The sequence below is a fragment of the Cellulomonas sp. Leaf395 genome, assembly GCF_001424125.1.
Taxonomy (GTDB): domain Bacteria; phylum Actinomycetota; class Actinomycetes; order Actinomycetales; family Cellulomonadaceae; genus Cellulomonas.
In genome coordinates, this window is sequence record NZ_LMQI01000005.1 from 809,636 (window position 1) to 833,284 (window position 23,649).

Genomic DNA, 23,649 nt, shown 5'->3' on the forward strand with positions numbered 1-23,649 from the left:
CCGGGGGTGGGGTCGGACGGCCCGCCTCGGTACCGTCAGGTATGAGCGTCGTCGACCACCTCAGCCCGATGCGGGGTCAGTGGCACGGCACCAACCGCCTCCGTCTCATGCCCACCGACGACTACCAGGCCTCGACCGCGACGGCCGCGATCGCCGTGACCGCTGTCCGATTCGTTTCGATCGCCTACACCTGGTCGGACGGGGACGCTCCGCAGGACGGGCTCATCCTCGTGGGCGGGGACGCCGACTCGGCGTCCGGCGTGTGGCAGGACTCCTGGCACACCGGCCCGACCTGGATGACCTTCTCCGGCGGCATCGGCCAGGACGACGTGCTGCGGCTCACAGGCTCCTACCCGGCGGAGTCGGGGCCGGACTGGGGCTGGCACATCCACATCCGACCGCAGGACGCCACGATCACCATGCACAACCTCGTGCCCGGTCAGGAGCCGTACCAGGTCGTCGAGCTCGCGCTGGAGAGCGTCGGCTAGAGACCCGTCGCCCGAGACAGGACCGTCAGGACGCGCACCGCACGTTCGACGCCGTGCGTGCTGCCGGCAAGCCCGTCGGCGTCAACGCGTTCGACCCGGCCCTCGCGCGCTCGTACGTCGCCGCCGGCGCCTCGTTCGTGCTCGTCGGGGCCGACGTGACGCTGCTCGCGCGGGGGTCGGAGGAGCTTGCGCAGCGATTCGTCGACCGCGACGGCACCAGGGTTTGACCCACTCAGTCGTTCGGGGGCGCGGCGGAGATGTCGGCGAGCGCCGAGTCGGAGTCGAGCGCCTGGGCGAGGTCGCCGATCGTCACGATGCCGACCGCCGTGTCGCCGTCGAGGACGGGGACCCGTCGGACCGCGTTGTCACGCATGATCTGGACGACCTCGGCCACGTCGTCGTTCGGACCGACCGAGACGAGGGCGTCGGTGGCGAGCTGGCCCACGGGTGCGTCGAGACCGATGCCCGCCGCCAGGCCACGGACGACGAGGTCGCGGTCGGTCACGATGCCGACCACCGAGCCGCCCTCGGCCACGACGAGCGAGCCGAGGTCCTGGGTCGCCATCGTCTGGGCGACGGACTGCAGGCTGTCGGTCACCTCGACCACGGTCGGGTGCGCGGTCATGAACTCGGAAACGGTGCGTGTCATGGCAGTCCTCCTGGGCCGTACTGAGGATCGATGGTCGACGCCATCGGTCCAGCGGCACCTCCTTGACCGCGTGTCCACTGTCGATCAGGACCGGCACCTCCGCATCCGGGACGGCGTCGACCCGCCGGGTCTCAGCGTGACCGTCTGCCGAAGCCGTCTCGCGACGGAAAGCCGACGATCCCGACGTCAAGGGCCCGACGAACCGACCCCTTCGACGTGCACGGTCTTGAGCACGGTCATCGCGTCCAGCAGGTCCGGCCCATAGCCCGCCCCCGCGCCGCTGTCGCGTCGCGGGTCGGCTGACCCGCCGGGAGCGCCGCCGAACACGGCGTTCACCTTCACGGTGCCCACCTCCAGCTCATCAGCCGCGCGCAGAGCGTTGTCGAGGCTCGGCGTGAGCACCGTGGCGGCCAGCCCGTAGCGACCTGCACCGCCAGCTCCAGCCCGGTCGCGAAGTCCGGCACGCGGGTCACCGCCGCGACCGGCCCGAACGTCTCCTCGGTCATGACGTCCATGGTCGCCGTGCAGCCGTCGAGCACCGTCGGTGGGTAGAACGACCCCGCACGGTCGAGCCGGCGGCCTCCGGTCAGCACCCGGGCCCCCGCCGCGACGGCCTCGTCGACGTGCCGTTCCACGACCGCCAGCTGTGCCTCGTCGACGAGCGGGCCGAGGTCGGTCGCCTCGTCGCCGGGGTCGCCGACGCGCATTGCGGCGCACAGCGCGACCAGCTCCTCGAGGACCGCATCGGCGACGCGGTCGTGCAGGTAGACCCGCTCCACCGACGTGCACAGCTGGCCGGTGTTGGTGAACGCGCCGGTCGCGATCTGGCGCGCGGCCCACGCGGGGTCGACCCCGGCGTCGACGAGCACCGGGTCCTTGCCGCCGTTCTCGCGGATCACCCGGGCGCCCCGCGCACCGGCGGCGGCCGCGATCCGGCGGCCCGTGGCGCTGCTGCCGACCTGCGCCACGAGCGCGACACGCCGGTCCGCGACGAGTGCCTCGCCGGTCTCGCCGTCGCCGTTGACGACGTTCAGCACGCCGTCGGGAAGCTGCTCCGCGACCAGACGCGCCAGGTGCCACCCGGCGACGGCGCTGCGCTCGGACGGCTTGTGCACGACGGTGTTGCCGGTCATCAGGGCGGCGGCCAGCAGGCCCGCCGCTGCCGGGTACGGGTCGTTCCAGGGGGTGATCACGGCGACCACGCCGTGCGGTTCGCGTCGCACGACGTCCAGCGACGCCGGTGCCCCGCTCAGCACGCGACCGGCTGCGCCCAGCCCGGCGGTAGCCGCCTCGTCGAGCAGGTCCGCGGCGACGCGGGCCGAGTCGGTCGACTGGGACAGCAGCCGACCGGTACTCCGGCACAGCTCACCGCCCAGCTGCTCGGCCGCGCCCCGCACCGCGGACGCGGCACGGTGCAGCGCGGCGGCCCGGGTGGCGGGGTCCGCGCGTCGCCAGTCCGCACGGGCCGCGTCAGCCGCCGCGACGGCCTCCGCCACCTCGCCGGGGGTCCCCGGGACGAGCACGAGGGCAGCGTCGCCGGTGAGCGGGTCTCGTCGCTCCACGGTTCGCTCACCCGCGGCGCGGACCGTCCGACCCGCGACGTAGTGCTCCGCCAGTCGCTCCAGAGGAGCCCGGTCGCGCGGGGCGACGCTGGAAGGCGTCGGGGTGAGGGTCATGGGGACGGCTCCGTTCGTCGGCGGAGAAGCGGTTCAAGGTGCGGCTCTCGGAGAAGTGCTCCACAGTGGGCGAGGCAGGGGGCCGCGGGAACTGAGCACCACCTCATCGTGTGCAGAACACGCACGACTCTGGACCACCGGTGAGAGGCCTGCCACTCATGCGAGTCCTGGGGATCAACGCGATCTATCACGATCCGTCCGCCGCCCTCGTCGTCGACGGCCACGTGGTCGCTGCCGCCGAGGAAGAGCGGTTCAGCCGCCGCAAGCACGGCAAACGACCGGTGCCGTTCTCGGCCTGGGAGCTGCCCGAGCTGTCGATGCGGTGGTGCCTGGACGAGGCCGGGCTGCGCCCGCAGGACCTCGATGCCGTGGCCTACGGGTGGGACCCGGCCCTCGCCAAGAACGCCGAGGACCTCGGGCTCGACGACCCGTGGGACCACCTGCGGACCACGTACGCCGAGCGTGTCCCCAGCTTTCTGGCGACCGCCCTGCCGGGCATCGACCCGTCGATCGTGCGGTACGTCCCGCACCACGTGGCGCACGCGGCGTCGGCGGCGCTCGCGTCCCCCTTCGAGGAGAGCAGCGTGCTCGTCCTCGACGGGCGGGGCGAGCGCGCCTCGCACCTCGCGGGACGCTACACGGGCGGTCGCCTGGACATCTTCGCCACGCAGGAGCTCCCCAGCTCGCTCGGGCTCGTCTACGAATCCCTGACCGAGCACCTGGGCTTCCTGCGGTCGAGCGACGAGTACAAGGTCATGGCGCTCGCGTCCTACGGGACCCCGGCGTACCTCGAGGACCTGCGCTCGCTGATCTACGCGACGGACGACGGCGGCTTCGTTGCCGAGGCGCCCGACTGGACGCGCTGGGCGCCGCGCCGGATCGACGACGGCACATGGGGAGGCGAGCACGCGGATCTCGCCTGCTCGGTGCAGGCGAGGCTCGAGGAGGTGCTCGTCGACCTGGCGCGGTGGCTGCACGAGCGGACCGGCGACCGCGTCCTGACGATGGCCGGCGGCATCGCGCTCAACTGCGTGGCGAACTCGAGGATCTGGCGCGAGAGCGGGTTCGAGGAGGTCTGGGTGCAGCCGGCGTCCGGCGACGCCGGGACGGCGCTCGGGGCGGCGATGCAGCTCGCCGCCGAGCTGGGCGACACACCGCAGCCGATGCCGGGCGCCGCGCTCGGGCGGGCATGGAGCGACGACGCCCTCGCTGACTGGCTCCGCGCAGCGGCGGTGCCCTTCACCAGCCCGACCGACCTGGCAGGCGAGGTGGCCGACGTCCTCGCCGACAACGGCGTGGTCGCCTGGTTCGACGGGCGCAGCGAGTTCGGGCCGCGGGCGCTCGGGCACCGGTCCCTGCTGGCCCACCCCGGGCACGCCGAGAACCTCGAGCGGCTGAACGACGTGAAGGGCCGCGAGCAGTTCCGGCCGGTCGCGCCGATGGTCCTGCTCGACCAGGCCGAGGAGCTGTTCTCCGGCGGCCCCCTGCCGAGCCCGTACATGCTGTTCGTGCACCAGGTGGCGCCGCAGTGGCGCGAGCGGATCCCCGCCGCCGTGCACGTCGACGGGACCGCGCGCATCCAGACGGTGGACCCGTCGACGCAACCGCGGCTTGGCGCCACCATCGAGGCTTTCCGGGAGCGCACCGGGCTGCCCGTCGTCATCAACACGAGCCTCAACACGGCCGGCCGGCCGATGGTCGACGACCCCCGGGACGCGCTCGAGCTCTTCGGCTCGGCGCCCGTCGACCTGCTCGTGCTCGGCCCGCACCTGGTGCGCCGCGCAGAGCTGTTCGGGGCGGCGACGGCATGACCGAGCCCTTCTCCTGGTCCGTCGTCGTGCCCACGGTGGGCCGGCCGTCGCTCGACGTCCTCCTCACGAGCCTGGTCGAGCAGGACTGGGCAGCAGCCGGGACGCAGCCCTCTGCCGTCATCGTGTGCGACGACCGTCCCTTCTCGGCGACGCTCCCCCTGGTCCTGCCGGAGCTGCCCTGGCCCAGCCGCGTCGTACGGACGGGTGGCCGCGGACCCGCGGCTGCGCGCAACGCCGGCTGGCGCTCGACGACCACGCCGTGGGTCGCGTTCCTCGACGACGACGTCGTGCTGCCGGCCCGCTGGGCACCGGCACTGGCCCGTGACCTGGACGCGGCGGCGCCGGACGTCGCCGGGACACAGGCACGCCTCCACGTCCCCCTGCCGCCGGGTCGCCGGCCGACGGACTGGGAGCGCAGCACCGCCGGGCTCGAGGGCGCCCGCTGGGCGACTGCCGACATGGCCTTCCGTCGTTCATCCCTGGAGCAGGTGCGGGGGTTCGACGAGCGCTTCCCGCGCGCCTACCGGGAGGACGCCGACCTGGCGCTGCGGCTCCGGCAGGCGGGCTGGCGACTCGTGCGCGGCACCCGGACGACGCACCACCCGGTCCGCCCCGCCGACGACCGGGTGAGCGTCCGCGTGCAGGCCGGGGCGGCCGACGACGCCCTGATGCGCGCTCTGCACGGACCGGCCTGGCGCACGCTCGCCGGCACCGGTCGGGGCCGGTTCCGCTGGCACGTCGCCACGGTCGCCGCCGCAACCGTGGGCGTCGTGGCCGCCGTCGCCGGACGCCCCCGCACGACGACGGCGGCGCTCGGGGCGTGGGCGCTGCTGACCGCGGACTTCGCCGGACGCCGCATCGCCCCCGGGCCGCGGCCAGGCGAGCCCGGCGCCGCAGCCGAGTGGCGCCGGATGGCGTGGACGAGCGCCGTGATCCCGTTCGCCGCCGTCGGGCACCGGATCCGCGGGACCGCCGCCCACCGGCAGGCCGCACCCTGGCGCCCCGCGCCCCGGGCGGTGCTCTTCGACCGCGACGGGACCCTCATCCGTGACGTCCCGTACAACGGCGACCCCAGCCGCGTCGACCCGATTCCCGGCGCGGGCGAGTCGCTCCTGGCGCTCCGCGAGGCGAACGTGGCGGTGGGGCTCGTGACCAACCAGTCGGGCGTCGCGCGCGGCCTCCTCAGCCGCGCCCAGGTCGACGCCGTGAACGATCGGGTGGCAGAGCTGCTCGGGCCGTTCGACACCGTCCAGGTGTGCCCGCACGGACCCGAGTCCGCCTGCCCGTGCCGCAAGCCGGCCGCCGGGATGGTCCTGCGCGCGGCGTACGAGCTCGGGGTGGCACCGTGGGAGTGCGCCGTGGTGGGCGACATCGGTGCCGACGTGGACGCCGCGCTCGCAGCCGGCGCACGGGCGGTGCTGGTGCCCACCGAGGCGACGCGTCCCGAGGAGGTCCGGGCCGCCGAGCTGGTTGCCGCCGACCTACGCGAGGCGATCTCCCTGGTGGTGCCGGCCGCGACGGGTGCGAGATGAGCGGCATCCTGGCGGTCCGCCTCGACTCGGACGGCGACGTGCTCCTGACGGGTCCCGCCGTGCGTGCCCTGGGCCGGCTCGGGGAGGTCGACCTGCTGGTCTCCCCCGCCGGACGTCAGGCCGCCGACCTGCTCCCGGGGGTCCGCTCGACCCTGCTCTTCGACGCTCCGTGGAGCGGCCTGTCCCCCGCGCCCGTCGACGCCGAGGCCGTGCTCGAGCTGGTGCAGCGGCTGAGCTCTGCGCAGTACGACCGTGCGGTCGTGTTCACGTCGTTCCACCAGAGCCCCCTGCCGACGGCGCTCGTCCTGCGCCTGGCCGGCGTGCCGTGGATCGCCGCCACGAGCGAGGACTACCCCGGCACGCTCCTCGACGTCCGGCACCGCCGCGCGGACGGTCTGCACGAGGTCGACGCCGCGATCGGTCTCGCGCTCGCGGCCGGGGGCTCTCTGCCACCCGGGGACGACGGTCGCCCGGCCGTCCGGCAGCCGCTGCCGGACGTCAGCCACCTCGTGCCGCGGTCGCGGTACGTCGTCGTGCACCCGTCGGCGTCCGTGCCGGCACGAGCGCCGAGCCCGGACCAGGCACGGGAGATCGTCGGTGGCCTGGCCGACGCCGGCTGGGCGGTGGTCGTCACGGGCGGCCCGTCGGACGCACCTGCGACGGCGCGCGTCGCCGGCGGCTCGCCCGACGCCCTCGATCTGGCAGGCCGGACCAGCTTCGCGGAGCTCGCCGGGGTGCTCGCGGGCGCGGACGTGGTCGTCGTCGGGAACACCGGACCGGCGCACCTCGCGGCGGCGGTCGGCACGCCGGTCGTGTCGCTGTTCTCGCCCGTCGTGCCGGCCGACCGCTGGGCGCCGTTCGGCGTGCCGCACGTGCTGCTCGGAGACCAGGCCGCCGCGTGCGCCGGCACCCGGGCACGCCTGTGCCCCGTCGCCGGCCACCCGTGCCTGACGTCGGTGACGACCGCGCAGGTCGTGGCGGCGGTCGACGCCCTCGCCCGCGCGTCCCGGGACGAGGTGGTCGCATGAGGATCCTCGTCTGGCACGTGCACGGCTCCTGGATGACCTCGTTCGTGCAGGGCCCCGACGAGTACCTCGTGCCGGTGGACGCCACCCGGTCGCGGAACGGCCTCGGTCGCGCGCGGACCTGGGACTGGCCGGCGTCGGCCCGTGAGGTGGCCCTGGCGGACCTGCACGACGAGGAGATCGACGTCGTCGTGCTCCAGCGGCCCGGCGAGCTCGAGCTCGTCGAACGGTGGACCGGTCGGCGACCGGGCGTCGACGTGCGGGCCGTGTACGTGGAGCACAACACGCCGGCCGGTCCCGCGGCGACGACCCGTCACCTCCTGGCCGACCGGTCGGACATCGTGGTCGCCCACGTCTCCGACTTCAACGCCCTGATGTGGGACACCGGCCGCACCCCGACGACGGTGATCGACCACGGCATCCCCGACCCCGGCTACCGGTACACCGGGGAGCGTGCGCGGATCGCGGCCGCCGTGAACGAGCCGGTGCGCCGCTGGCGGGTGGCCGGGACGGACGTGCTGCTCACGGTGGCCGCACGCGTGCCGGTCGAGGTCTACGGCATGGGCGTCACCGCGCTCGCGGAGCATGACGCCGCCCTGGCACCGTACCTGCACGACGACGTGCCGCAGCAGCAGCTGCACGAGCAGCTCGCCGGTGCCCGGGCCTACCTGCACCCCTTCCGCTGGACCAGCCTCGGGCTCGCGCTGATCGAGGCCATGACCCTCGGCATGCCGGTGCTCGCCGTCGCGGCCACCGCCGTCCCGCAGGCGGTGCCCGCGGACGCCGGCGTGGTCAGTGCTCGGCCCGACCGGCTCGTCGAGGCAGGGCGCCGGTGGCTGCACGACCCCGAGGAGGCCCGGGCCGTCGGTCGCGCGGCGCGCGAGCACGCGCTGCGCGACTTCGGCCTCGACCGGTTCCTGTCCGACTGGCAGTCCCTGCTCAAGGAGGTGACGCGATGAGGATCGCGATGGTGTCCGAGCACGCAAGCCCGCTCGCCACGCTCGGCGGCGTCGACGCGGGTGGCCAGAACGTCCACGTCGCCGCGCTCGGGGCCGCGCTGGCCCGAGCAGGTCACCAGGTCGACGTGTACACGCGGCGCGACGATCGCCGCCAGCCCGAGTGCGTCGAGCTGGTGCCGGGCGTCACGGTCGTGCACGTCCCTGCTGGGCCGCCGCGGCAGGTCCCCAAGGACGACCTGCTGCCGTACATGTCGGCGTTCGGGGACGTGCTCGCCCAGTCGTGGAGCGGCGAGCGGGCCCCGGACGTCGCGCACGCGCACTTCTGGATGTCGGGGATGGCCGCCCTGCAGGCGCGTGCCGTCACGGGCGTCCCGGTCGCGCTGACCTTTCACGCGCTGGGCTCGGTCAAGCGCCGGCACCAGGGCGACAAGGACACGAGCCCGCCCGGCCGGATCGCCATCGAGCGCTCGGTCGGCCGGCACGTCGACGTCGTCGTGGCCACCTGCTCGGACGAGGTCTCGGAGCTCGTGCGGCTCGGTGTCCCGGCGGACCGGATCCGCGTCGTGCCCTGCGGTGTCGACGTCGAGCACTTCCGGCCCGGCCCGCGCGGCGAGGCGCCGGGCCTTCCCCGGACCGCGCGCCACCGCATCCTGTGCATCGGGCGGTTGGTGGAGCGCAAAGGGATCGAGACCGTGATCGACGCGCTCACCGGGCTGCCCGACGTGGAGCTCGTCGTCGCGGGGGGACCGTCGGCCGACCAGCTGGACGCCGACGTCGAGGCGCGACGACTGCTCGCCCTGGCATCGTTCCACGGCGTTCAGGACCGGGTCCGCCTGGTCGGGAGGGTGGACCATCACGATCTGCCGACCCTCGTCCGCTCGGCCGACGTCGTGGTCGCGACGCCCTGGTACGAGCCGTTCGGGATCGTGCCCATCGAGGCCGCCGCGTGCGGTGTCCCGGTCGTCGGCTCGGCGGTCGGTGGCCTGCTCGACACCGTGCAGGACGGACGGACGGGGCTGCTCGTCCCGCCGCGCGACCCTGCATCGCTGGTGTCGGCGCTGCGGTCGCTGCTCGACGACCCCGACCGCCGCGCGGCGTTCGGCCAGGCAGCACGCCGGCGCGCGGTGGCGCGCTACGGGTGGGACCGTGTCGCCGCCCAGACCGAGCTGGTCTACCGCACGATGGCCCGCCAGGCCGTCCTGACGCAGGTGGCGGCAGGATGACCGGCGCCGGATGGCTCGAGGAGCACCTCGCGGAGCTGGCGGGCTCGCTCGCCGGGGTCGAAGACCAGGCGGCGACGGTCGAGGAGTGGGGCCGGCTGCTGGCCGAGCGGTTCGTCGCCGGCGGGAGGCTGCTCGCCGCGGGGAACGGCGGGAGCGCGGCGGAGGCCCAGCACCTCACCGCCGAGCTGGTCGGGCGGTTCGTCGCCGAGCGCCGCCCCTACTCCGCGATCGCCCTGTGCGCGGAGACCTCGAGCCTCACCGCCATCGTCAACGACTACGGCGCCGACGAGATGTTCGCGCGGCAGGTCGAGGCGCACGGGCGCGCCGGTGACGTCCTGGTCCTGCTGTCGACGTCCGGACGCAGCCCGAACGTGCTGCGGGCCGCCGAGCGCGGGCGTGACCTCGGGATGCAGGTCTGGGCACTCACCGGCCCGGGCCCGAACCCGCTGGCGGAGGCCTGCGACGCGGCCGTGTGCGTCCCGGCCGGCTCGACGGCGAGCGTGCAGGCCGTGCACCTGGTCCTCGTGCACGCCCTGTGCGCCGCCGTGGACGCACACCTCGACCGGATGCATCACGCCGAGCCCCGTGGGCAGAGCGAGCCGACGGACGACGCGAGCCCCGACGGCCGCCCCCACGTGGTGGTGGTCGGCGACATGGTGCTCGACCGGGACGTCACGGGTCGGACCGACCGGCTCTGCCCGGACGCGCCCGCACCGGTCCTCGACGTGACCGCCGTGGACGACTCCCCCGGTGGCGCCGGGCTTGCCGCGCTCCTCTGCGCGGCGGACGGCGCACGCGTCACCCTGGTCACCCCGGTCGCGCACGACCAGGACGGCAGGTCGCTGGTGGCGGGCCTGCGGTCGGACGTCGAGGTCCTGGCACTCGGCCACGACGGCCCGACCAGGCGCAAGGTCCGGGTCCGCAGCGACGGCCACTCGCTCGTGCGCATCGACGACGGAGGGCCAGGATCGCCCACCGCAGTGCCCGAGGACCGTGTCCGCGCCGCCCTGGCGACGGCCGACGCCGTCCTCGTCTCCGACTACGGCGCCGGCGTCACCCGTGACCCGCGGCTGCGGGCGCTGATCGCGGAGGCCGCGGGTCGGTGCCCGGTCGTGTGGGACCCGCACCCGCGCGGCGGCTCGCCGGTCCCCCGGGTCGCGCTGGTGACCCCCAACCTGGCCGAGGCCCGGCACGTTGCACCGGGCATCGCGTCTCCCGACGAGCTCGCCCAGGACCTGAGATCGGCCTGGGGCGCGCGAGCGGTGGCCGTGACGGTGGGCGACCGGGGCGCCTTCGTGGCGACGACCGGCGACGAGCCGCTCTTCGTGCCGGCGATCCCGGCACACGGTGGGGACACGTGCGGCGCGGGCGACCGGTTCGCCGCCTCGGCGACGGTGTCCCTCGCGCGGGGCGCACTCGTCTCCGCCGCCGTCGGCACCGCCGTCGCCGCCGCGTCCGCGTGGGTGGCCGCGGGCGGCGCCGAGTCGTTCCGGACGCACCGCCGCAGCACGCCGCCCGAGGGGAGGGTCGAGGTCGCCCAGGACGAGGACGTCGCCGCGCTCGCGACGCGCCTGCGCCTCGGCGGTCGGACGCTGGTGGCCACCGGTGGATGCTTCGACATCGTGCACGCGGGCCACGTCGCGACGCTCCAGGCTGCTCGTCGGCTCGGCGACGCGCTCGTCGTGGTGATGAACTCCGACGACTCCGTGCGCCGCCTGAAGGGCGCGGGTCGGCCGGTGGTGGGCGCCGCGGACCGGGCGCGCGTGCTCGAGGCCCTCGACTGCGTGGATGCCGTCGTGGTGTTCGACGAGGACGACCCGCGCGAGGTCCTGGAGGCGCTCCGGCCGGACGTGTGGGCGAAGGGCGGCGACTACGGCGGACGGCCGCTACCCGAGACCGACGTCGTGCGGTCCGCGGGCGGCCGCGTCGTGCTGCTGCCCTACCTGGACGGTCGTTCCACGTCGTCCATCATCGAACGGACGGGACGCACCCGGACGACTGCGCACGAGGAGGCCGAATGACCGACACGTTGACCGGACGAGAGCTCTCCCCTGCCGCACCTCGCGCCGTCGGCACGGTGATCGTCACCGGGGGCGCGAGCGGCCTCGGCGCCGCGGTCGTCGAGGCCGTCGCCGCGGCGGGCGGGACCCCCGCCGTCCTCGACCGGGTGCCACCCCGCGACGGCGTGGCGCACGTCCTGGTCGACCTGTCGGACTCCGCTGCAGCCGCGCGCGCCGTCGAGGAGCTCGTCGACCAGGTCGGCGCGCCGTCGGGGCTCGTGACCGCGGCGGGGACGGACGCGTGCGGGCCGCTGGACCAGATCGACACCGAGACCTGGGAACGCGTCGTCCGCGTCAACCTCTTCGGCACCGTGGCCGTGGTGCGCGCGTGCCTGCCGCACCTGGTGCACACGCACGGCACGGTCGTGACGGTGGCCTCGACCCTCGCGCTGCGCGGGATGAGCGACGCCACGGCGTACTGCGCGTCCAAGTTCGCGGTCCGGGGGTTCACGCACGCCCTCGCTGCCGAGCTGGCCGGCCGCGTGGGGGTGACGCTGCTCATCCCCGGCGGCATGCAGACGGCGTTCTTCGACGGGCGCAGCGAGCAGTACCGGCCTGGCCCGGACGCCCAGCTCAACGACCCGGCCGCCACGGCCGGTGCCGTGCTGACGGCACTGACCCAGCCGGTGGGTTCCGAGATCCGGGAGATGCTGGTCATGTCGTCCGGGGAGAGCAGCTGGCCGTGAGCGGCTCTCCCGGGTCCGGCGGCGACGTGCTGGTCCTGAGGGCGCTCGGGCTCGGCGACGCGGTGACCGGCATCGCGCCCCTGCGCGGCATGCGGCGCGCGTGGCCCGACCGGCGGCTGTGGTTGGCCGCGCCCGAGACCGTCGGACGCTGGCTCCAGGGCATCGGGATCGTCGACGAGGTCGTCCCCACGGTCGGCCTCGACGAACCGCTCGGGTGGGACCGTGCGGGGCACGTCGCGGTCAACCTGCACGGGAAGGGGCCCCGGAGCCACGAGCTGCTGCGCGCCACCCGCCCCGCTCGTCTCGTGGCCTTCGCCACGGCGGAAACCACCGGTCCGGCGTGGCGTGCCGACGAGCACGAGGTGGACCGCTGGTGCCGCCTGGTCCGCTCCGCGGGCTGCGACTGCGACCGAGAGGACCTGCGGGTCGACGTGACGGCGGACGGGCGGTCGGACGAGGTGCTGCTCCACCCGGGCGCCGCCGCAGCGGCACGTCGCTGGCCGCCCGACCGGTGGGCGGCCGTGGCCCGGGCTCTCGCCGCGCGCGGCGCACCCGTGACCCTGACGGGCGGCCCGGACGAGGCGGACCTGTGCGCACGGGTCCGCGCCCTCGCCGGCCCCGCCGTCGACCTCGCCGGTCCCCTGTCCCTCCCGGAACTCGCTCGACGCGTGGCCCGGGCGAGGCTGCTCCTCTGCGGCGACACGGGCGTCGCGCACCTGGCCACCGCGACCGGCACACCCTCGGTGCTGCTGTTCGGGCCGGTCCCGCCGCGCTGGTGGGGTCCCGCGATCGACCCCGACCTGCACACGGTCCTGTGGCACGGGGACGGAACGCCAGACGGCGACCCGCACGGCACCGTGATCGACAGCGCGCTGGAGGAGATCGGCGCCGGCGAGGTCCTCGCCGCCGCGGACGCGCTGCTCGTGCGGTCAGGCTGAGGCGCTCAGCGCCTGCTCGAACCACCGGACCGTCCGGGCCAGACCGTCCTCCCACGCGACCTCCGGAGCCCATCCCAGCTCGCGGCGCGCCAAGCTGGTGTCGGGACGACGCACCTCAGGGTCGTCGACCGGTCGGTCCACGAAGGTGAGGCCCGCTCGGGACCCGGTGGCGGCCAGCACGTCCTCCGCGATCTGGCGCACGGTGAGCTCTCTCGGGTTGCCGATGTTCATCGGTCCGGTGTGCCCGTGCGCGGCGAGCGCGAGGATGCCCCGCACGAGGTCGTCCACGTAGCAGACCGACCTCGTCTGGCTGCCGTCGCCGGCCACCGTGACCGGCTCACCGGCCAGCGCCTGGCGGATGAACGTGGGGATGGCACGCCCGTCCCGCGGACGCATGCGCGGACCGTAGGTGTTGAAGATCCGCACGATCGCCGTGTCCACGCCGTGCGTCGCGCGGTACGCCGTCGTCAGCGCCTCTCCGTACCGCTTCGCCTCGTCGTAGACCCCCCGGGGCCCGACGGGGTTGACGTGGCCCCAGTAGTCCTCGGTCTGCGGGTGCACCTGCGGGTCGCCGTACACCTCGGAGGTCGAGGCCAGCACGAACCGTGCGCCCTTGTCCTTGGCCAGTCCGAGCGCGTGCCCGGTGCCGATGGAGCCGACCTTGAGCGTCTCGATGGGCAGCTGCAGGTAGTCCACCGGAGACGCCGGGGACGCGAAGTGCAGCACCAGGTCCACGGGTCCGGGCACGTGCACGAAGTCGGTGACGTCGCACCGGGTGAGCCGGAAGGCACGCCGGTCCATCAGGTGGGCGACGTTCGAGGGCGCGCCGGTGAGGAAGCTGTCCAGGCAGACGACCTCGGCGCCGCGGTCGAGGAGCTCCGTGCACAGGTGGCTCCCGAGGAAGCCCGCACCGCCCGTGACGACCACCCGTCCTCGGGTCGGGTCAGGGCGGGCGGGTGGGGTGGTTCCGGTCAAGGCGGTCGGCATCGGTGGGTCCCCTCATGAGGATCGTCCCCATCGCCGGCCCCGTCTTCGCCGGCTGGTGTACCACGCACAGTCCTACCGCCGATCCCCACGGCCCGCGCGTCGAGGAGCTAGCGCCGGAGCGCCTGGGCTAGAGACTCGTCGCCCGTGGCAGGACCGTCAGGACGCGCACCAGGTGGTCGTGGAACTCCTGCATGTACGCCGTCAGGAACTCGGCGGTGTCCTCGTTCCTGACCCCACCGTCGGGGTCGAACACGTCGGTCGAGTAGTGGATGTAGGCCTCGGGCGAGGTCATCTGCCGCGCGTTGCAGAAGCTGAGGACCGCGCGCAGGCTCTGCTGGCCCACCGCGGTGCCGATCGCCCCGATGGACGCACCGATCACGGCGGCCGGCATGTGGTCGAACGAGTTCTGCCCCCAGGGTCGCGACGCCCAGTCGATGGCGTTCTTCAGCGCTCCCGGGATGGACCGGTTGTACTCCGGGGTGACGAACAGGACCGCGTCGACGCCCGCGATCGCCTCCTTGAGCGCCCGTGCCTCCGGCGGAAAGTCGGCGTCGTAGTCGGGGCTGTACAGGGGCAGGTTCGCGATCGGCAGCTCGACGAACTCCAGGTCCTCGGGAGCGAGCGCGATCAGCGCCTTGGACAGGATCCGGTTGATGGAGGTGGACGAGAGGCTTCCGACGAAGTACCCGACTACGTACGTGCGCGCCATGGGTGTTCCGATCTCGGCGACCGAGGTCGTGTGTCCGGCCGTCGATGTCGACGAGGGGAGGTCGGTTGACCTCACCACGGTAGGACCGCCCTCGCAGTCGTGCGAGCCAGGCCGGACCTGCCCTCGGCGATTCGTCGGCGAGTCACGAACCCGCTGGTCAGGGCCGCGGTAGGCTCTGCGCGGGTTTGCACGCTTGTGACCTCCGGTAGGCGCCAGCTCCCACCTCATCTCTGTGCCCCAGGAGGCTCGATGGCCGCCCGAGCGGAACGGACGCGCAGGCGAGGGGACGGATTCGTCCGCGTCTGGTCGTCCGCGGCGGGCGCCCCCCGCCTCCGGCGGCCGACGGACATCCTGCTGCTCGCCGTCTCGGTCCTTGCGCTCGGGGTCCTCGCGCTGGCAGCGCCGGGACCGACCGGCGCGGACGCCGCGCTCGCCACCTTCCTCGCGTGGATGCAGCCGCTGTTCGGCTGGCTCTGGAGCGTCGTCTACGCCGTCATGACGCTGTGGGCGATCGGGGTCGTCCTGCTCGCCGCGGCGAGCCGAGGGCGGCGCCGGCTCCTCGTCGACCAGGTGACCGCCGCTGCCCTGGCCTTCGGTGCGTCGATCGGTGTCGGCGCCCTGGCGGGGACCCACCCGTCCGCGATCGTCCAGGGGCTCGTGTCGTCGGGCCCTCCGGCGGTCTACGTCGCCAGCCGGGTCGCCGTCCTCACGGCCATCGTCGTCACGGCGTCGCCGCACCTCGCCCGACCGTGGCGCTACGCGAGCCGCATCGTCATCGGCCTGGGTGCCCTGGCGGCGATCGGCCTGAACACGACGAACCTCCTCGGGGCGAGCGCCGCCATCGCCGTCGGGATCGCGGCCGCAGCCATCACCCATCTGGTCCTGGGGTCACCGCAGGGGCGCCTGACCGACGCCCAGGTGCAGGAGGCACTCGCCGAGCTCGGGGTGCCGACGACCCAGGTGTCGGCGTCCCCCGACCCGACCGCCGTGAACCTGCTCGTCGCCCGCGCGGACCAGGGCGACCGGCTGCAGGTCACGGTCTACGGGCGCGACGCGTGGGACAGCCAGCTCGTCGGATCGCTCTGGACAGCCGTGACGCGCCGCGGCGAGCGCGCCCACATCTGGGGCACGCGACGCTCCCGCGTCGAGCACGAGGCCCTCTTCACGCTGCTGGCCTCGGAGGCGGGCGTGCCGACGCTCGACGTCGTCGCGGTCGGTGTCGCGGACCAGGGTGACGCCCTGCTGGTGACCAGCAGCCCGCGCGCGTCGCTGCGCGAGCTCGATGCCGACGCGGTGGACGACGAGCTGCTCGCCGGCATGTGGCGGGCCGTCGTCACCCTGAACGACGCCGGGATCGCCCACGGTCGCATCGACAGCAGCCACGTCGTCGTCCGCACCGACGGCACCCCCGCGCTGGCCGACTTCGACGCCGCCGGACGGGCGACCGACGAGGGCGACGTCCGCACCGACCAGGCCCGGCTCCTCGTCTGCACCGCCGTCGTCGTCGGTCCCGACCGCGCGCTCGCCGCCGCGGTGACCGCCCTCGGAGCCGACGGCCTCGCCGACGTGCTGCCCTACCTGCAGTCGGCCGCTCTCGGCCGCGGGACGCGCGCCGACGTCCGCGCAGGGACCTGGACGCTCGACGAGCTGCGCTCGGCAGCCGTCGACGCCGCGGGTGTCGAGGAACCGCCCCTGGAGCGCCTGCGACGGGTGACCCCGCGGTCGATCGGCACCCTGCTGCTGTCCGCGCTGCTCGTCTACGTGGTCGTCACGCTGCTGGCGGGCGTCGACCTCGCCAGCGTCGTCTCCGCGCTCGCGTCCGCGGACTGGGTCTGGCTCGCGGCCGCGCTCCTGCTCTCTCCGGTCATCCAGATGTCGCTCGCCGGTGCCACCCTGGGCGCGGCGCTCGCGCGGTTGCGGTACGTCCCGGTCCTGATGCTGCAGTACTCGATCCAGTTCATCTCGTTGGTGCTCCCCGCGACGGCTGCCCGGCTCGCGCTCGAGATCCGCTTCTTCCAGAAGTTCGGGATCCCGGCCGGGACGGCTCTGTCGTTCGGCGTCATCGACAGCGTCATGGGGTTCGTCGTGCAGGTCGGCCTGATCCTGCTGGTCCTCGTCAGCGGCCTGCCGGGCTTCACCTCGAGCCTCGCGACGGGGTCCAGCACGGACGAGTCGGGCTCGACGAGCCCCTCGCTCGTGCTGGTACTGATCGCCGTCCTCGTCCTCGCGGCGGTGGTCACGCTGGCCGTCCCTCGGCTGCGCCACCGCGTCACCGCACGGATCCCGCGCATCCGTGCGGTGATCGCCGAGCAGGCGCGTTCGGCGCACTCCGCGCTCGGCGTCCTGCGCAAGCCGGCGAAGGTGTCCGCGATCCTCGGCGGGAACCTCGGTGCGCAGCTGCTCCAGGCCGGGGTCCTGGCCCTGTGCCTGCAGGCGTTCGGGCAGACCGCGCACTTCTCGCAGCTGATCCTCATCAACACCGCGGTGGCCCTGTTCGCCGGCCTGATGCCCGTTCCCGGAGGCATGGGGGTCGCCGAGGCGGGCTTCACGGTCGGCCTGCAGGCCATCGGCGTACCCAGCGCGATCGCCGTCTCGACGGCCATCACGTTCCGGCTCGTCACGTTCTACCTGCCCCCGATCTGGGGGGCGGCGGCGATGCGCTGGCTACGCCGACAGGACTACGTGTAGCCGGTCGTCCTACTCGGGCTTGTACTTGAACGAGAGCTGGATCCGGGTGCGGTACAGCAGCTCCCCGCTCTCACCGACGACGACGTCCTGCTTGGTCACCTCGGCCACGCGGAGGTCGTGCAACGACCCCCCGGCCGTGCTGATCGCCTCGGCCGCGGCCGCCTCCCAGGACGACGTGCTCGTCCCGATGACGTCGATCACTCGGTACACGCTCATGGTGCTGGCCTCTCATCGCTCGGAAACCGACGACTCCATACTGGTCGCGGCGGGTCGCCGTGACTACCGCGGATGCCCTGACGACAGGAGATCGCTGATGCGCCACACCCCCTCGTTCCTCATGACCGACCCGGAGGAGGTCAAGCGACTCGTCCGCCAGCACCCGTGGGCGACGTTCGTCTCCCCGGCATCGACCGGGCTCGTCGCGTCGCACTACCCGGTGATGGTCGAGGACGGCGACGGCATCACGCTCGTGAGCCATGTCGGCCGCCCCGACGAGACGCTGCACGAGCTCGGCCGGCACGAGATCCTCGTGATCGTCCAGGGGCCGCACGACTACGTCTCCCCGAGCTGGTACCCGCCGGGCGAGCTGGTCCCGACCTGGAACCACGTCACGGCACACCTCTACGGCACGCCCGAGATCCTCAGCGACGACGAGAACTACGCGGTGCTCGCGCGCCTCACCGACTACTTCGAGCACGACCGGCCCGGCGGTCGCAGCCTCGACGAGGACGAGGAAGGCACCCGCCGCATCGCCAAGGGAACCGTCGGGCTCCGCCTGCGCGTCACGCGGTTCGACGCCCGCGCCAAGCTCAGCCAGAACAAGCCGCCCACCGTCGCCCAGGACGTGATCGCCCACCTCGAGCCCACCAACCCCGCCCTCGCCGACGAGATGCGCCGGGTGCACGGGCACTGACGGTGTCCGGCCGCGCGTCCGCGGGCGGTGCGGTCCGGCCGGACCCGGCATAGCCTGGCGTCGAGGTGAGCGACGATGCACGCAGAGATCGGTGACAAGGTCGTCATCCATGGCCGGACGGTCGGGACGGCGGATCGCGGTGGCACGGTGGTCGAGGCTCGAGGACCGGACGGGCCGTACCTCGTGCGGTTCGACGACGGGCACGAGTCGCTCGTGTACCCCGGACCGGACCTGACGGTGGTGCGGACGACGGCCTGACCTGTCCGGCACCTGTTCAGCGCCGAGCCATCCCGATGGTCCGGCGGCCCTCACCCGCGCCCGTGACTCCCTCGGGGATCGGCAGGCTCGCCTGTCGTCGTCGAGAACGACACGACCTCGAGCCCGAGGTCGAAGAGCTGGTGCAGGACGCCCTGGACCTGAGCCTGGTCGGTGAGGGTCCCGACGAGCTCGGTCCGCCCGTCCGCCGCCGTCAGCGTCATGCCCTCCACGGCGTCGCCGAACCGGGCGTCGAGCTCACCGGCGACGACGATCGTGCAGAGGATCATGCGGACATCGTGCGCACCCCGGGGCCGGTCACGGACCACCCGCCCGACTGCTCACCCGGGTGGTCGGTCGGGCTCTCAGTCGGGCGGAGACGTGATCTCCAGGTCCCGCAGCCGCACGATAGCCGCGTCGCGGGACGCGACGCCGAGCTTGCGGTAGGCGGCCTTCAGGTGCGACTTCACCGTGTTGTAGGAGATGAAGAGCTGCTCGGCGATCTCGCGCTGCTGGAGCCCGTCCGCGGCGAGCCGCAGCACGACGACCTCCCGATCGGACAGCTCCTCGCCGAACTCGGTCGCGTGCCGCGTGGGTGCGGTGAGCGCAGCACGCAGCGATGCCGCACGCACGACCAGCCCGCCCGGGTCGGGGAGACGGTCGAGGATCTCCTGTGCCCGGTCGATGGCCTCGATCGCGGCGGGTCCGTGGCCGACGACGCGCTCGGTGGCGGCGAGCAGCAGGAACGCGTTGGCGAGCCACGCGCTGCGGGGCATGTCCTCCAGGATGTCGATCGCGCGGCGCAGCTCGCTCAGCGCGCCCTTCGGGTCGCCCAGCCGGCGCGCCTGTTCCCCTCGGGCGAGCAGCAGGACGGCGGCGGGGACCGACCGGTCGGCGCCGACCGCACGGAGCGCGTCGGTGAGGCGGTCCAGCAAGGGGTCGGCATGGGACTCGACGCCCGTCGCCGACTCCGCCAGCCCGAGGTTCGCGACGGCGAGCGCGAGCATGATCGGGGTGGCGTCAGAGATCTGCCCCACAGCGTCCCGCAGCGTCGCAGCCGCCTCGTCACCCTGTCCTGCCAGGTATTGCGCCTGCCCCAGGCACGCCAGCGCGATGCCGTGCCATCGCGAGCTCGGCGCACCGAGGACCACGCGCTGCGCCACCTCGAGGGCGCGCCCCACGTCGTTGACGCCCATCGCGCTGTCCAGGAGGTCGACCCGGAACCCCAACCGGAGCCCGCCCGCGTCCACGGTGTCGGGATCGCCGGTGCGCGCGACGTCGAGCCACTCCGCCGCCTCGTCGAGCTGGTTCGCCAGGCTCGCCGCCACCGCCCGGGCGAACGCGAGCTCCGGGTCCCGCAGCGCCTCGGGCCACGAGAGCGCCGCGAGCCAGCGCCGGATGTTCGCCGTGCGCCCGCTCGCGGACATCGGCTGGACCTGCCCCGCCACCAGTCGGGACGCGATGCGCACGTCGTGCGCCGCGATCGCGTGGTCGGTCGCGGACTCGGTGTCACCGGCCTCCTCGAACCATCCGGCCGCCCGGGCGTGCAGCACCGGCACCAGGGTCGGCTGCGTCCTGGTCAGCTCGACCCGCAACGCTTCCGTGAACAGCTGGTGAGGCTGGTACCACTCCCCCGCGCTCGCCACCGAGATGAACAGGTTCGCCCGCTCGAGGTCGGCCAGCAGCGCGCCGGAGCCCGTGGTCCCGGCGACCGCGTCGCACAACGAGCCGTTGAGACGACCGAGGATCGAGACCCGGAGCAGGAAGTCTCGGGTGGCCGGGTCGAGCAGGTCGAGCACGTCCTGCGCGAGGTAGTCGACGACGTGCCGGCTCGCTCCGGTGAACTGCTCGATGAACGCGGCGCGCCCGTGCTCCGGCATGAGCAGGGACGCGAGCCGCAGCGGGGCGGGCCAGCCACCGGTGCGTTCTGCCAGCTGGTGCCCCTCGGTCGGTGTCAGTCGCGGCAGACCGATGCCGTCGAAGAAGCTCGCCACCTCGGCGTGGTCGAACCGCAAGGCGTCCGCCCGCACCTCGACCAGCTCCCCGCCGGCGCGCAACCGCGCCACGCCGAGGGCCGGGTCCGACCGGGTCGAGACCACCACCTGGACGCGCTCGGGGCGGTAGCGCAGGAACTCGGCGAGCAGCGCGCTGATCTCCGGCGTCTCCGCGCGGTGGTAGTCGTCCAGGACGAGCACCACGTCGTCGGCGCCTCCGGCCAGCGCGTCGAACAGCCGGGGCAGCGCGAGGTCACCGATCCCGCGCGGTCGTGCACGCATCGCGTCCACCGTGGCATCCGTGACGCCCGGCTCCACACCGGACAGCGCCGCCGCGACGTGGCGCCAGAACCGTTCCGGGTCGCAGTCCCCGGCGTCCAGCGACACCCACGCGAACCGGGCGAGGAGATCGGTCTGCTCCCACTCGGCCAGCAGGGTCGTCTTGCCGAAGCCGGCCGGTGCGGAGACCAGCGTGAGGCTCTTGTCTCGGCCGGCGCGCAGCGTGTCGAGGAGGCTCGGACGGCTCACGGCACCACGCGGGAGGCGCGGTGGCACCAGCTTCGCCCGGACCACGCCCTGCTCCGCCGTCGGCCTGAGCCGGTGCGCCCGATCCGAGCTGATGTCGTGCGTCACGAACTCTCCCCAGGGTCGCGTGATTCGCACCCTAGCCCCACGACGGCACGTGGACCGACGTGTCATCCAGGACACGCTCACCCGGGTGATCCGTGCCGAGGGTGATCCCGAGGCATGGCGGGGCGACGCACCATCGCACCGACGCCCCGACCGGGGCTCTAGAGACCTGCCCGGGCACACGCTCGAACGGTCACATCACGACGAAGGAGACCGCCATGGATGTTTCTGCGACGTTCGGGAGCGGCGACATTCTGCTCTGGATGCTCTATTTCTTCCTCTTCATCATCTGGTTCTGGCTCCTGATCGCCATCTTCGGGGACCTCTTCCGCGACTCCGAGACCGGGGGCGGGGTCAAGGCCCTGTGGGTGATCTTCCTGATCGTGCTGCCGTTCCTCGGGATCCTGCTGTACCTGATCGTGCGCGGGAAGGGCATGGGCGCCCGCCAGGCTGAGCAGATGCAGGCCGCGCAGTCAGCCTTCGACAGCCGGATCCGGAGCGTGACGTCGTCGTCGTCACCCGCCGACCAGATCGCTCAGGCCAAGTCCTTGCTCGACTCTGGAGCCATCGACCAGGCCGAGTTCGCCAAGCTCAAGGCCGCGGCACTCTCCTGAGCCCGCCCGACGAAGGGAAGAGCTGATGACTGAGACACCACTGGACAAGCTGGGACCGGTCGACTACCTCGTCGTCGAGTTCCCCGCCGGGCAGAGCACCTTCACCGGCGAGATGATCGACGAGCTGATCGCGCTCGTCGACGCGGGGACGATCCGCGTGATCGACCTGCTGGTCCTCACCAAGAACGAGGACGGCTCCGTCGACTCCGTCGAGCTGTCCGACATCCCGCAGCTGGGCGAGCTGCAGAAGCTCGAGGCCGAGCTGGCCGAGCTCCTGGCGAGCGACGACGTCGAGCACCTCGCCGAGACGATGGACCCCGGCACCACCGCCGGCGTCCTCATCTGGGAGAACCTGTGGGCCGCGGGCTTCGCGTCCGCAGCACGCCGAGCCGGCGGGCAGCTCGTGGCCGACGGCCGGATCCCCATCCAGGCGATCCTCGCCTTGGTCGAGGCCGACGACCGCCGCACCGCGAACGGGGCGTGACAACCCACCGCGGCCGGCGGGCATCGGTCCCTGCCCCCACCCGTCCCGCGGTGACCGTGACGACGGGACACACGACCGACTGAGGCGGCTCGGCGACCACCCGCCGAGCCGCCACCGCACCGAGAGGACGAGCACCGTGGACGCATCGACCGGCAAGGCCCACCTGCACCGACGTCAGTGGCACACCGCGACGGCGGTCGTCGCGGCCGCCGGTCTCTTCGCCACCCTGTCCGCCTGCACCGCGGATCCCGAGAAGACCCCGGTGGAGATCGCGCAGGACGACGTCGCCGCCAAGGAGGAGGCGCTCGCCGAGGCGCAGACCGCGGCCACGGACGCCCAGGCGCAGTTCTGCACGGCGGGGTCCTCCTACATCACGGCTCTCGACCGCTACGGCGACGTCCTCGACGACACCGAGACCACCGTCGGCGACGTCCGCGTCGCCGGCCAGGACCTCACCGAGCCCGGCGAGGAGACGGCGGACGCGGCGGACGCCGTGGTCAGCACCCGGGAGTCGCTCGCCGACGCCCAGCAGGACCTCACCGACGCACAGGCGGCACTGGCGGCGGCCGAGGCGGCCGAGGCCGGCCAGGAAGCCCCGGAGCCGGCCCCGTCCGAGCCCACGGTCGAGCCCACCGTCCCTCCGGCCACCGTGACCCGCGTGCAGGAGGCGCAGGCGGACCTCGACTCCACCCGGGAAGGGCTCAGCGACGACACCCCGCTCGCCCAGGCGGCCGAGCAGTTCAACTCCGCCGTCGTCGCCCTCGAGATGGCGTGGGTCCAGCTGTTCGTCCAGTCCGGGTGCATCCCGGAGGAGCAGCAGGCACAGGCCGCGGACGCTGTCGGCGGCTACACGGTCGCGCTCCAGCAGCAGCTGACGGAGGCCGGGTACTACACGGGCGCCGTCGACGGAATCTACGGCCCGCAGACCGTCGCAGCCGTCGAGGCCCTGCAGAACGCCGCCGGGCTGCCCGAGACCGGGACGATGGACAAGGCCACCGAGGCAGCACTGAGGGCCCAGCTCGAGGCCGCCGGTGGCGCGGCCGCGGATGCGAGCCTGGCATCGACCGCCGCGCTCCAGCAGACCCTCAAGCTCGCCGGGTACTGGGACGGGCCGGTCGACGGGCTGTGGACGGACGCCCTGACTGCCGCTGTCGGTGCCGCGCAGACGGACCTCGGCGTCCCCGTCACGGGCACCGTGGACGCCGCCACGGTCGCCGCCTTCCAGCGCGCCATCGCCGAAGCGATGGAACCTGCTACGCCGGAGCCGACCGAGGAAGCTGAGCCCGAGCCGACGCCGTCGTCGACCGAGGGCTGACACGCGCGACGCC

The 23,649-nt window shown here is 73.8% G+C and carries 23 protein-coding genes and 1 pseudogene; 16 read left to right on the forward strand and 8 right to left on the reverse strand.

Annotated elements, in window-relative coordinates; translation table 11 throughout:
* Positions 1 to 41: 41 nt before the first annotated feature.
* Both ASG23_RS18260 and ASG23_RS19705 read left to right on the forward strand, forming a co-directional pair.
* Entirely contained in the window at positions 42 to 488 is a 447-nt protein-coding gene (locus ASG23_RS18260) for a DUF1579 family protein (RefSeq protein ID WP_056027935.1), read from the forward strand.
* Between the two features lie 38 nt (positions 489 to 526).
* Positions 527 to 715: pseudogene (locus tag ASG23_RS19705) on the forward strand (2-dehydro-3-deoxyglucarate aldolase); the annotation flags it as partial.
* A gap of 5 nt (positions 716 to 720) precedes the next feature.
* Here ASG23_RS19705 and ASG23_RS18265 read toward each other — a convergent pair.
* From ASG23_RS18265 to ASG23_RS18270, 3 genes are all read right to left on the reverse strand, one after another.
* Positions 721 to 1,137: a CBS domain-containing protein gene (locus ASG23_RS18265; protein WP_056027937.1), complete on the reverse strand. Its 417-nt coding sequence runs from the start codon at positions 1,135 to 1,137 to the stop codon at positions 721 to 723.
* 186 nt (positions 1,138 to 1,323) lie between these two features.
* Positions 1,324 to 1,539, reverse strand: a complete 216-nt coding sequence (locus tag ASG23_RS20745) for an aldehyde dehydrogenase (protein ID WP_162242707.1) — start codon at positions 1,537 to 1,539, stop codon at positions 1,324 to 1,326.
* A complete protein-coding gene (locus tag ASG23_RS18270) occupies positions 1,476 to 2,813 on the reverse strand; it encodes an aldehyde dehydrogenase family protein (RefSeq protein ID WP_162242708.1) in 1,338 nt (445 codons plus the stop codon). The genes ASG23_RS20745 and ASG23_RS18270 overlap by 64 nt, the downstream gene beginning before the upstream one ends.
* 140 nt (positions 2,814 to 2,953) lie before the next feature.
* On the opposite strand from ASG23_RS18270, the gene ASG23_RS18275 reads away from it, so the two are divergent.
* The 8 genes from ASG23_RS18275 to ASG23_RS18310 are packed head-to-tail and all read left to right on the forward strand — an operon-like array spanning position 2,954 to position 13,047.
* The gene (locus ASG23_RS18275; protein ID WP_235521231.1) at positions 2,954 to 4,624 is read left to right on the forward strand and encodes a carbamoyltransferase family protein; all 1,671 of its coding nucleotides are present in this window, start codon (positions 2,954 to 2,956) and stop codon (positions 4,622 to 4,624) included.
* Positions 4,621 to 6,156 carry an HAD-IIIA family hydrolase gene (locus ASG23_RS18280; RefSeq protein ID WP_056027941.1) on the forward strand — a complete coding sequence of 512 codons (1,536 nt, stop codon included), beginning with the start codon at positions 4,621 to 4,623 and terminating at the stop codon, positions 6,154 to 6,156. Before ASG23_RS18275 ends, ASG23_RS18280 begins: the two co-directional genes overlap by 4 nt.
* On the forward strand, positions 6,153 to 7,184 hold the full coding sequence (locus ASG23_RS18285) for a glycosyltransferase family 9 protein (protein ID WP_056027943.1): 1,032 nt from the start codon (positions 6,153 to 6,155) through the stop codon (positions 7,182 to 7,184). The genes ASG23_RS18280 and ASG23_RS18285 overlap by 4 nt, the downstream gene beginning before the upstream one ends.
* Positions 7,181 to 8,140 carry a glycosyltransferase family 4 protein gene (locus tag ASG23_RS18290; protein WP_056027945.1) on the forward strand — a complete coding sequence of 320 codons (960 nt, stop codon included), beginning with the start codon at positions 7,181 to 7,183 and terminating at the stop codon, positions 8,138 to 8,140. Before ASG23_RS18285 ends, ASG23_RS18290 begins: the two co-directional genes overlap by 4 nt.
* On the forward strand, positions 8,137 to 9,363 hold the full coding sequence (locus ASG23_RS18295) for a glycosyltransferase (RefSeq protein WP_056027947.1): 1,227 nt from the start codon (positions 8,137 to 8,139) through the stop codon (positions 9,361 to 9,363). Before ASG23_RS18290 ends, ASG23_RS18295 begins: the two co-directional genes overlap by 4 nt.
* Positions 9,360 to 11,384, forward strand: a complete 2,025-nt coding sequence (locus tag ASG23_RS18300) for a PfkB family carbohydrate kinase (RefSeq protein WP_082516322.1) — start codon at positions 9,360 to 9,362, stop codon at positions 11,382 to 11,384. Before ASG23_RS18295 ends, ASG23_RS18300 begins: the two co-directional genes overlap by 4 nt.
* Complete coding sequence (locus ASG23_RS18305) at positions 11,381 to 12,109, forward strand: SDR family oxidoreductase (protein WP_056027949.1); 729 nt, start codon at positions 11,381 to 11,383, stop codon at positions 12,107 to 12,109. Before ASG23_RS18300 ends, ASG23_RS18305 begins: the two co-directional genes overlap by 4 nt.
* A complete protein-coding gene (locus ASG23_RS18310; RefSeq protein ID WP_235521233.1) occupies positions 12,106 to 13,047 on the forward strand; it encodes a glycosyltransferase family 9 protein in 942 nt (313 codons plus the stop codon). Before ASG23_RS18305 ends, ASG23_RS18310 begins: the two co-directional genes overlap by 4 nt.
* On the opposite strand, the gene ASG23_RS18315 is transcribed toward ASG23_RS18310, so the two are convergent.
* Together ASG23_RS18315 and ASG23_RS18320 are read right to left on the reverse strand one after the other, a co-directional pair.
* A complete protein-coding gene (locus ASG23_RS18315) occupies positions 13,039 to 14,034 on the reverse strand; it encodes a UDP-glucuronic acid decarboxylase family protein (protein ID WP_056027951.1) in 996 nt (331 codons plus the stop codon). The two genes, ASG23_RS18310 and ASG23_RS18315, sit on opposite strands and share 9 nt — an antisense overlap.
* 127 nt (positions 14,035 to 14,161) lie before the next feature.
* Positions 14,162 to 14,743, reverse strand: a complete 582-nt coding sequence (locus tag ASG23_RS18320) for an NADPH-dependent FMN reductase (protein WP_056027953.1) — start codon at positions 14,741 to 14,743, stop codon at positions 14,162 to 14,164.
* 249 nt (positions 14,744 to 14,992) lie between these two features.
* On the opposite strand from ASG23_RS18320, the gene ASG23_RS18325 reads away from it, so the two are divergent.
* Positions 14,993 to 17,431 (forward strand): lysylphosphatidylglycerol synthase transmembrane domain-containing protein, encoded by a 2,439-nt coding sequence (locus tag ASG23_RS18325; protein WP_056027955.1) that lies wholly within the window; start codon positions 14,993 to 14,995, stop codon positions 17,429 to 17,431.
* A gap of 9 nt (positions 17,432 to 17,440) precedes the next feature.
* On the opposite strand, the gene ASG23_RS18330 is transcribed toward ASG23_RS18325, so the two are convergent.
* Positions 17,441 to 17,647 carry a dodecin family protein gene (locus ASG23_RS18330; RefSeq protein WP_056027957.1) on the reverse strand — a complete coding sequence of 69 codons (207 nt, stop codon included), beginning with the start codon at positions 17,645 to 17,647 and terminating at the stop codon, positions 17,441 to 17,443.
* 97 nt (positions 17,648 to 17,744) lie between these two features.
* Between ASG23_RS18330 and ASG23_RS18335 the strand changes: the two genes are divergently transcribed.
* Entirely contained in the window at positions 17,745 to 18,344 is a 600-nt protein-coding gene (locus ASG23_RS18335) for an FMN-binding negative transcriptional regulator (protein ID WP_056027959.1), read from the forward strand.
* Between the two features lie 75 nt (positions 18,345 to 18,419).
* Complete coding sequence (locus tag ASG23_RS18340; RefSeq protein ID WP_056027961.1) at positions 18,420 to 18,602, forward strand: DUF1918 domain-containing protein; 183 nt, start codon at positions 18,420 to 18,422, stop codon at positions 18,600 to 18,602.
* Positions 18,603 to 18,652: 50 nt separating this feature from the next.
* Here the strand turns inward: ASG23_RS18340 and ASG23_RS18345 are convergent, their stop codons facing one another.
* Positions 18,653 to 18,889 (reverse strand): hypothetical protein, encoded by a 237-nt coding sequence (locus ASG23_RS18345; RefSeq protein WP_056027963.1) that lies wholly within the window; start codon positions 18,887 to 18,889, stop codon positions 18,653 to 18,655.
* Positions 18,890 to 18,964: 75 nt separating this feature from the next.
* The gene (locus ASG23_RS18350) at positions 18,965 to 21,226 is read right to left on the reverse strand and encodes a LuxR C-terminal-related transcriptional regulator (RefSeq protein WP_157465740.1); all 2,262 of its coding nucleotides are present in this window, start codon (positions 21,224 to 21,226) and stop codon (positions 18,965 to 18,967) included.
* 215 nt (positions 21,227 to 21,441) lie between these two features.
* Between ASG23_RS18350 and ASG23_RS18355 the strand changes: the two genes are divergently transcribed.
* From ASG23_RS18355 to ASG23_RS18365, 3 genes are all read left to right on the forward strand, one after another.
* Positions 21,442 to 21,837 carry an SHOCT domain-containing protein gene (locus ASG23_RS18355; protein WP_056027967.1) on the forward strand — a complete coding sequence of 132 codons (396 nt, stop codon included), beginning with the start codon at positions 21,442 to 21,444 and terminating at the stop codon, positions 21,835 to 21,837.
* A gap of 25 nt (positions 21,838 to 21,862) precedes the next feature.
* A complete protein-coding gene (locus tag ASG23_RS18360; RefSeq protein WP_056027969.1) occupies positions 21,863 to 22,321 on the forward strand; it encodes a DUF6325 family protein in 459 nt (152 codons plus the stop codon).
* Between the two features lie 136 nt (positions 22,322 to 22,457).
* Positions 22,458 to 23,636 carry a peptidoglycan-binding domain-containing protein gene (locus ASG23_RS18365; protein WP_235521234.1) on the forward strand — a complete coding sequence of 393 codons (1,179 nt, stop codon included), beginning with the start codon at positions 22,458 to 22,460 and terminating at the stop codon, positions 23,634 to 23,636.
* The last annotated feature ends 13 nt before the right edge of the window (positions 23,637 to 23,649 follow it).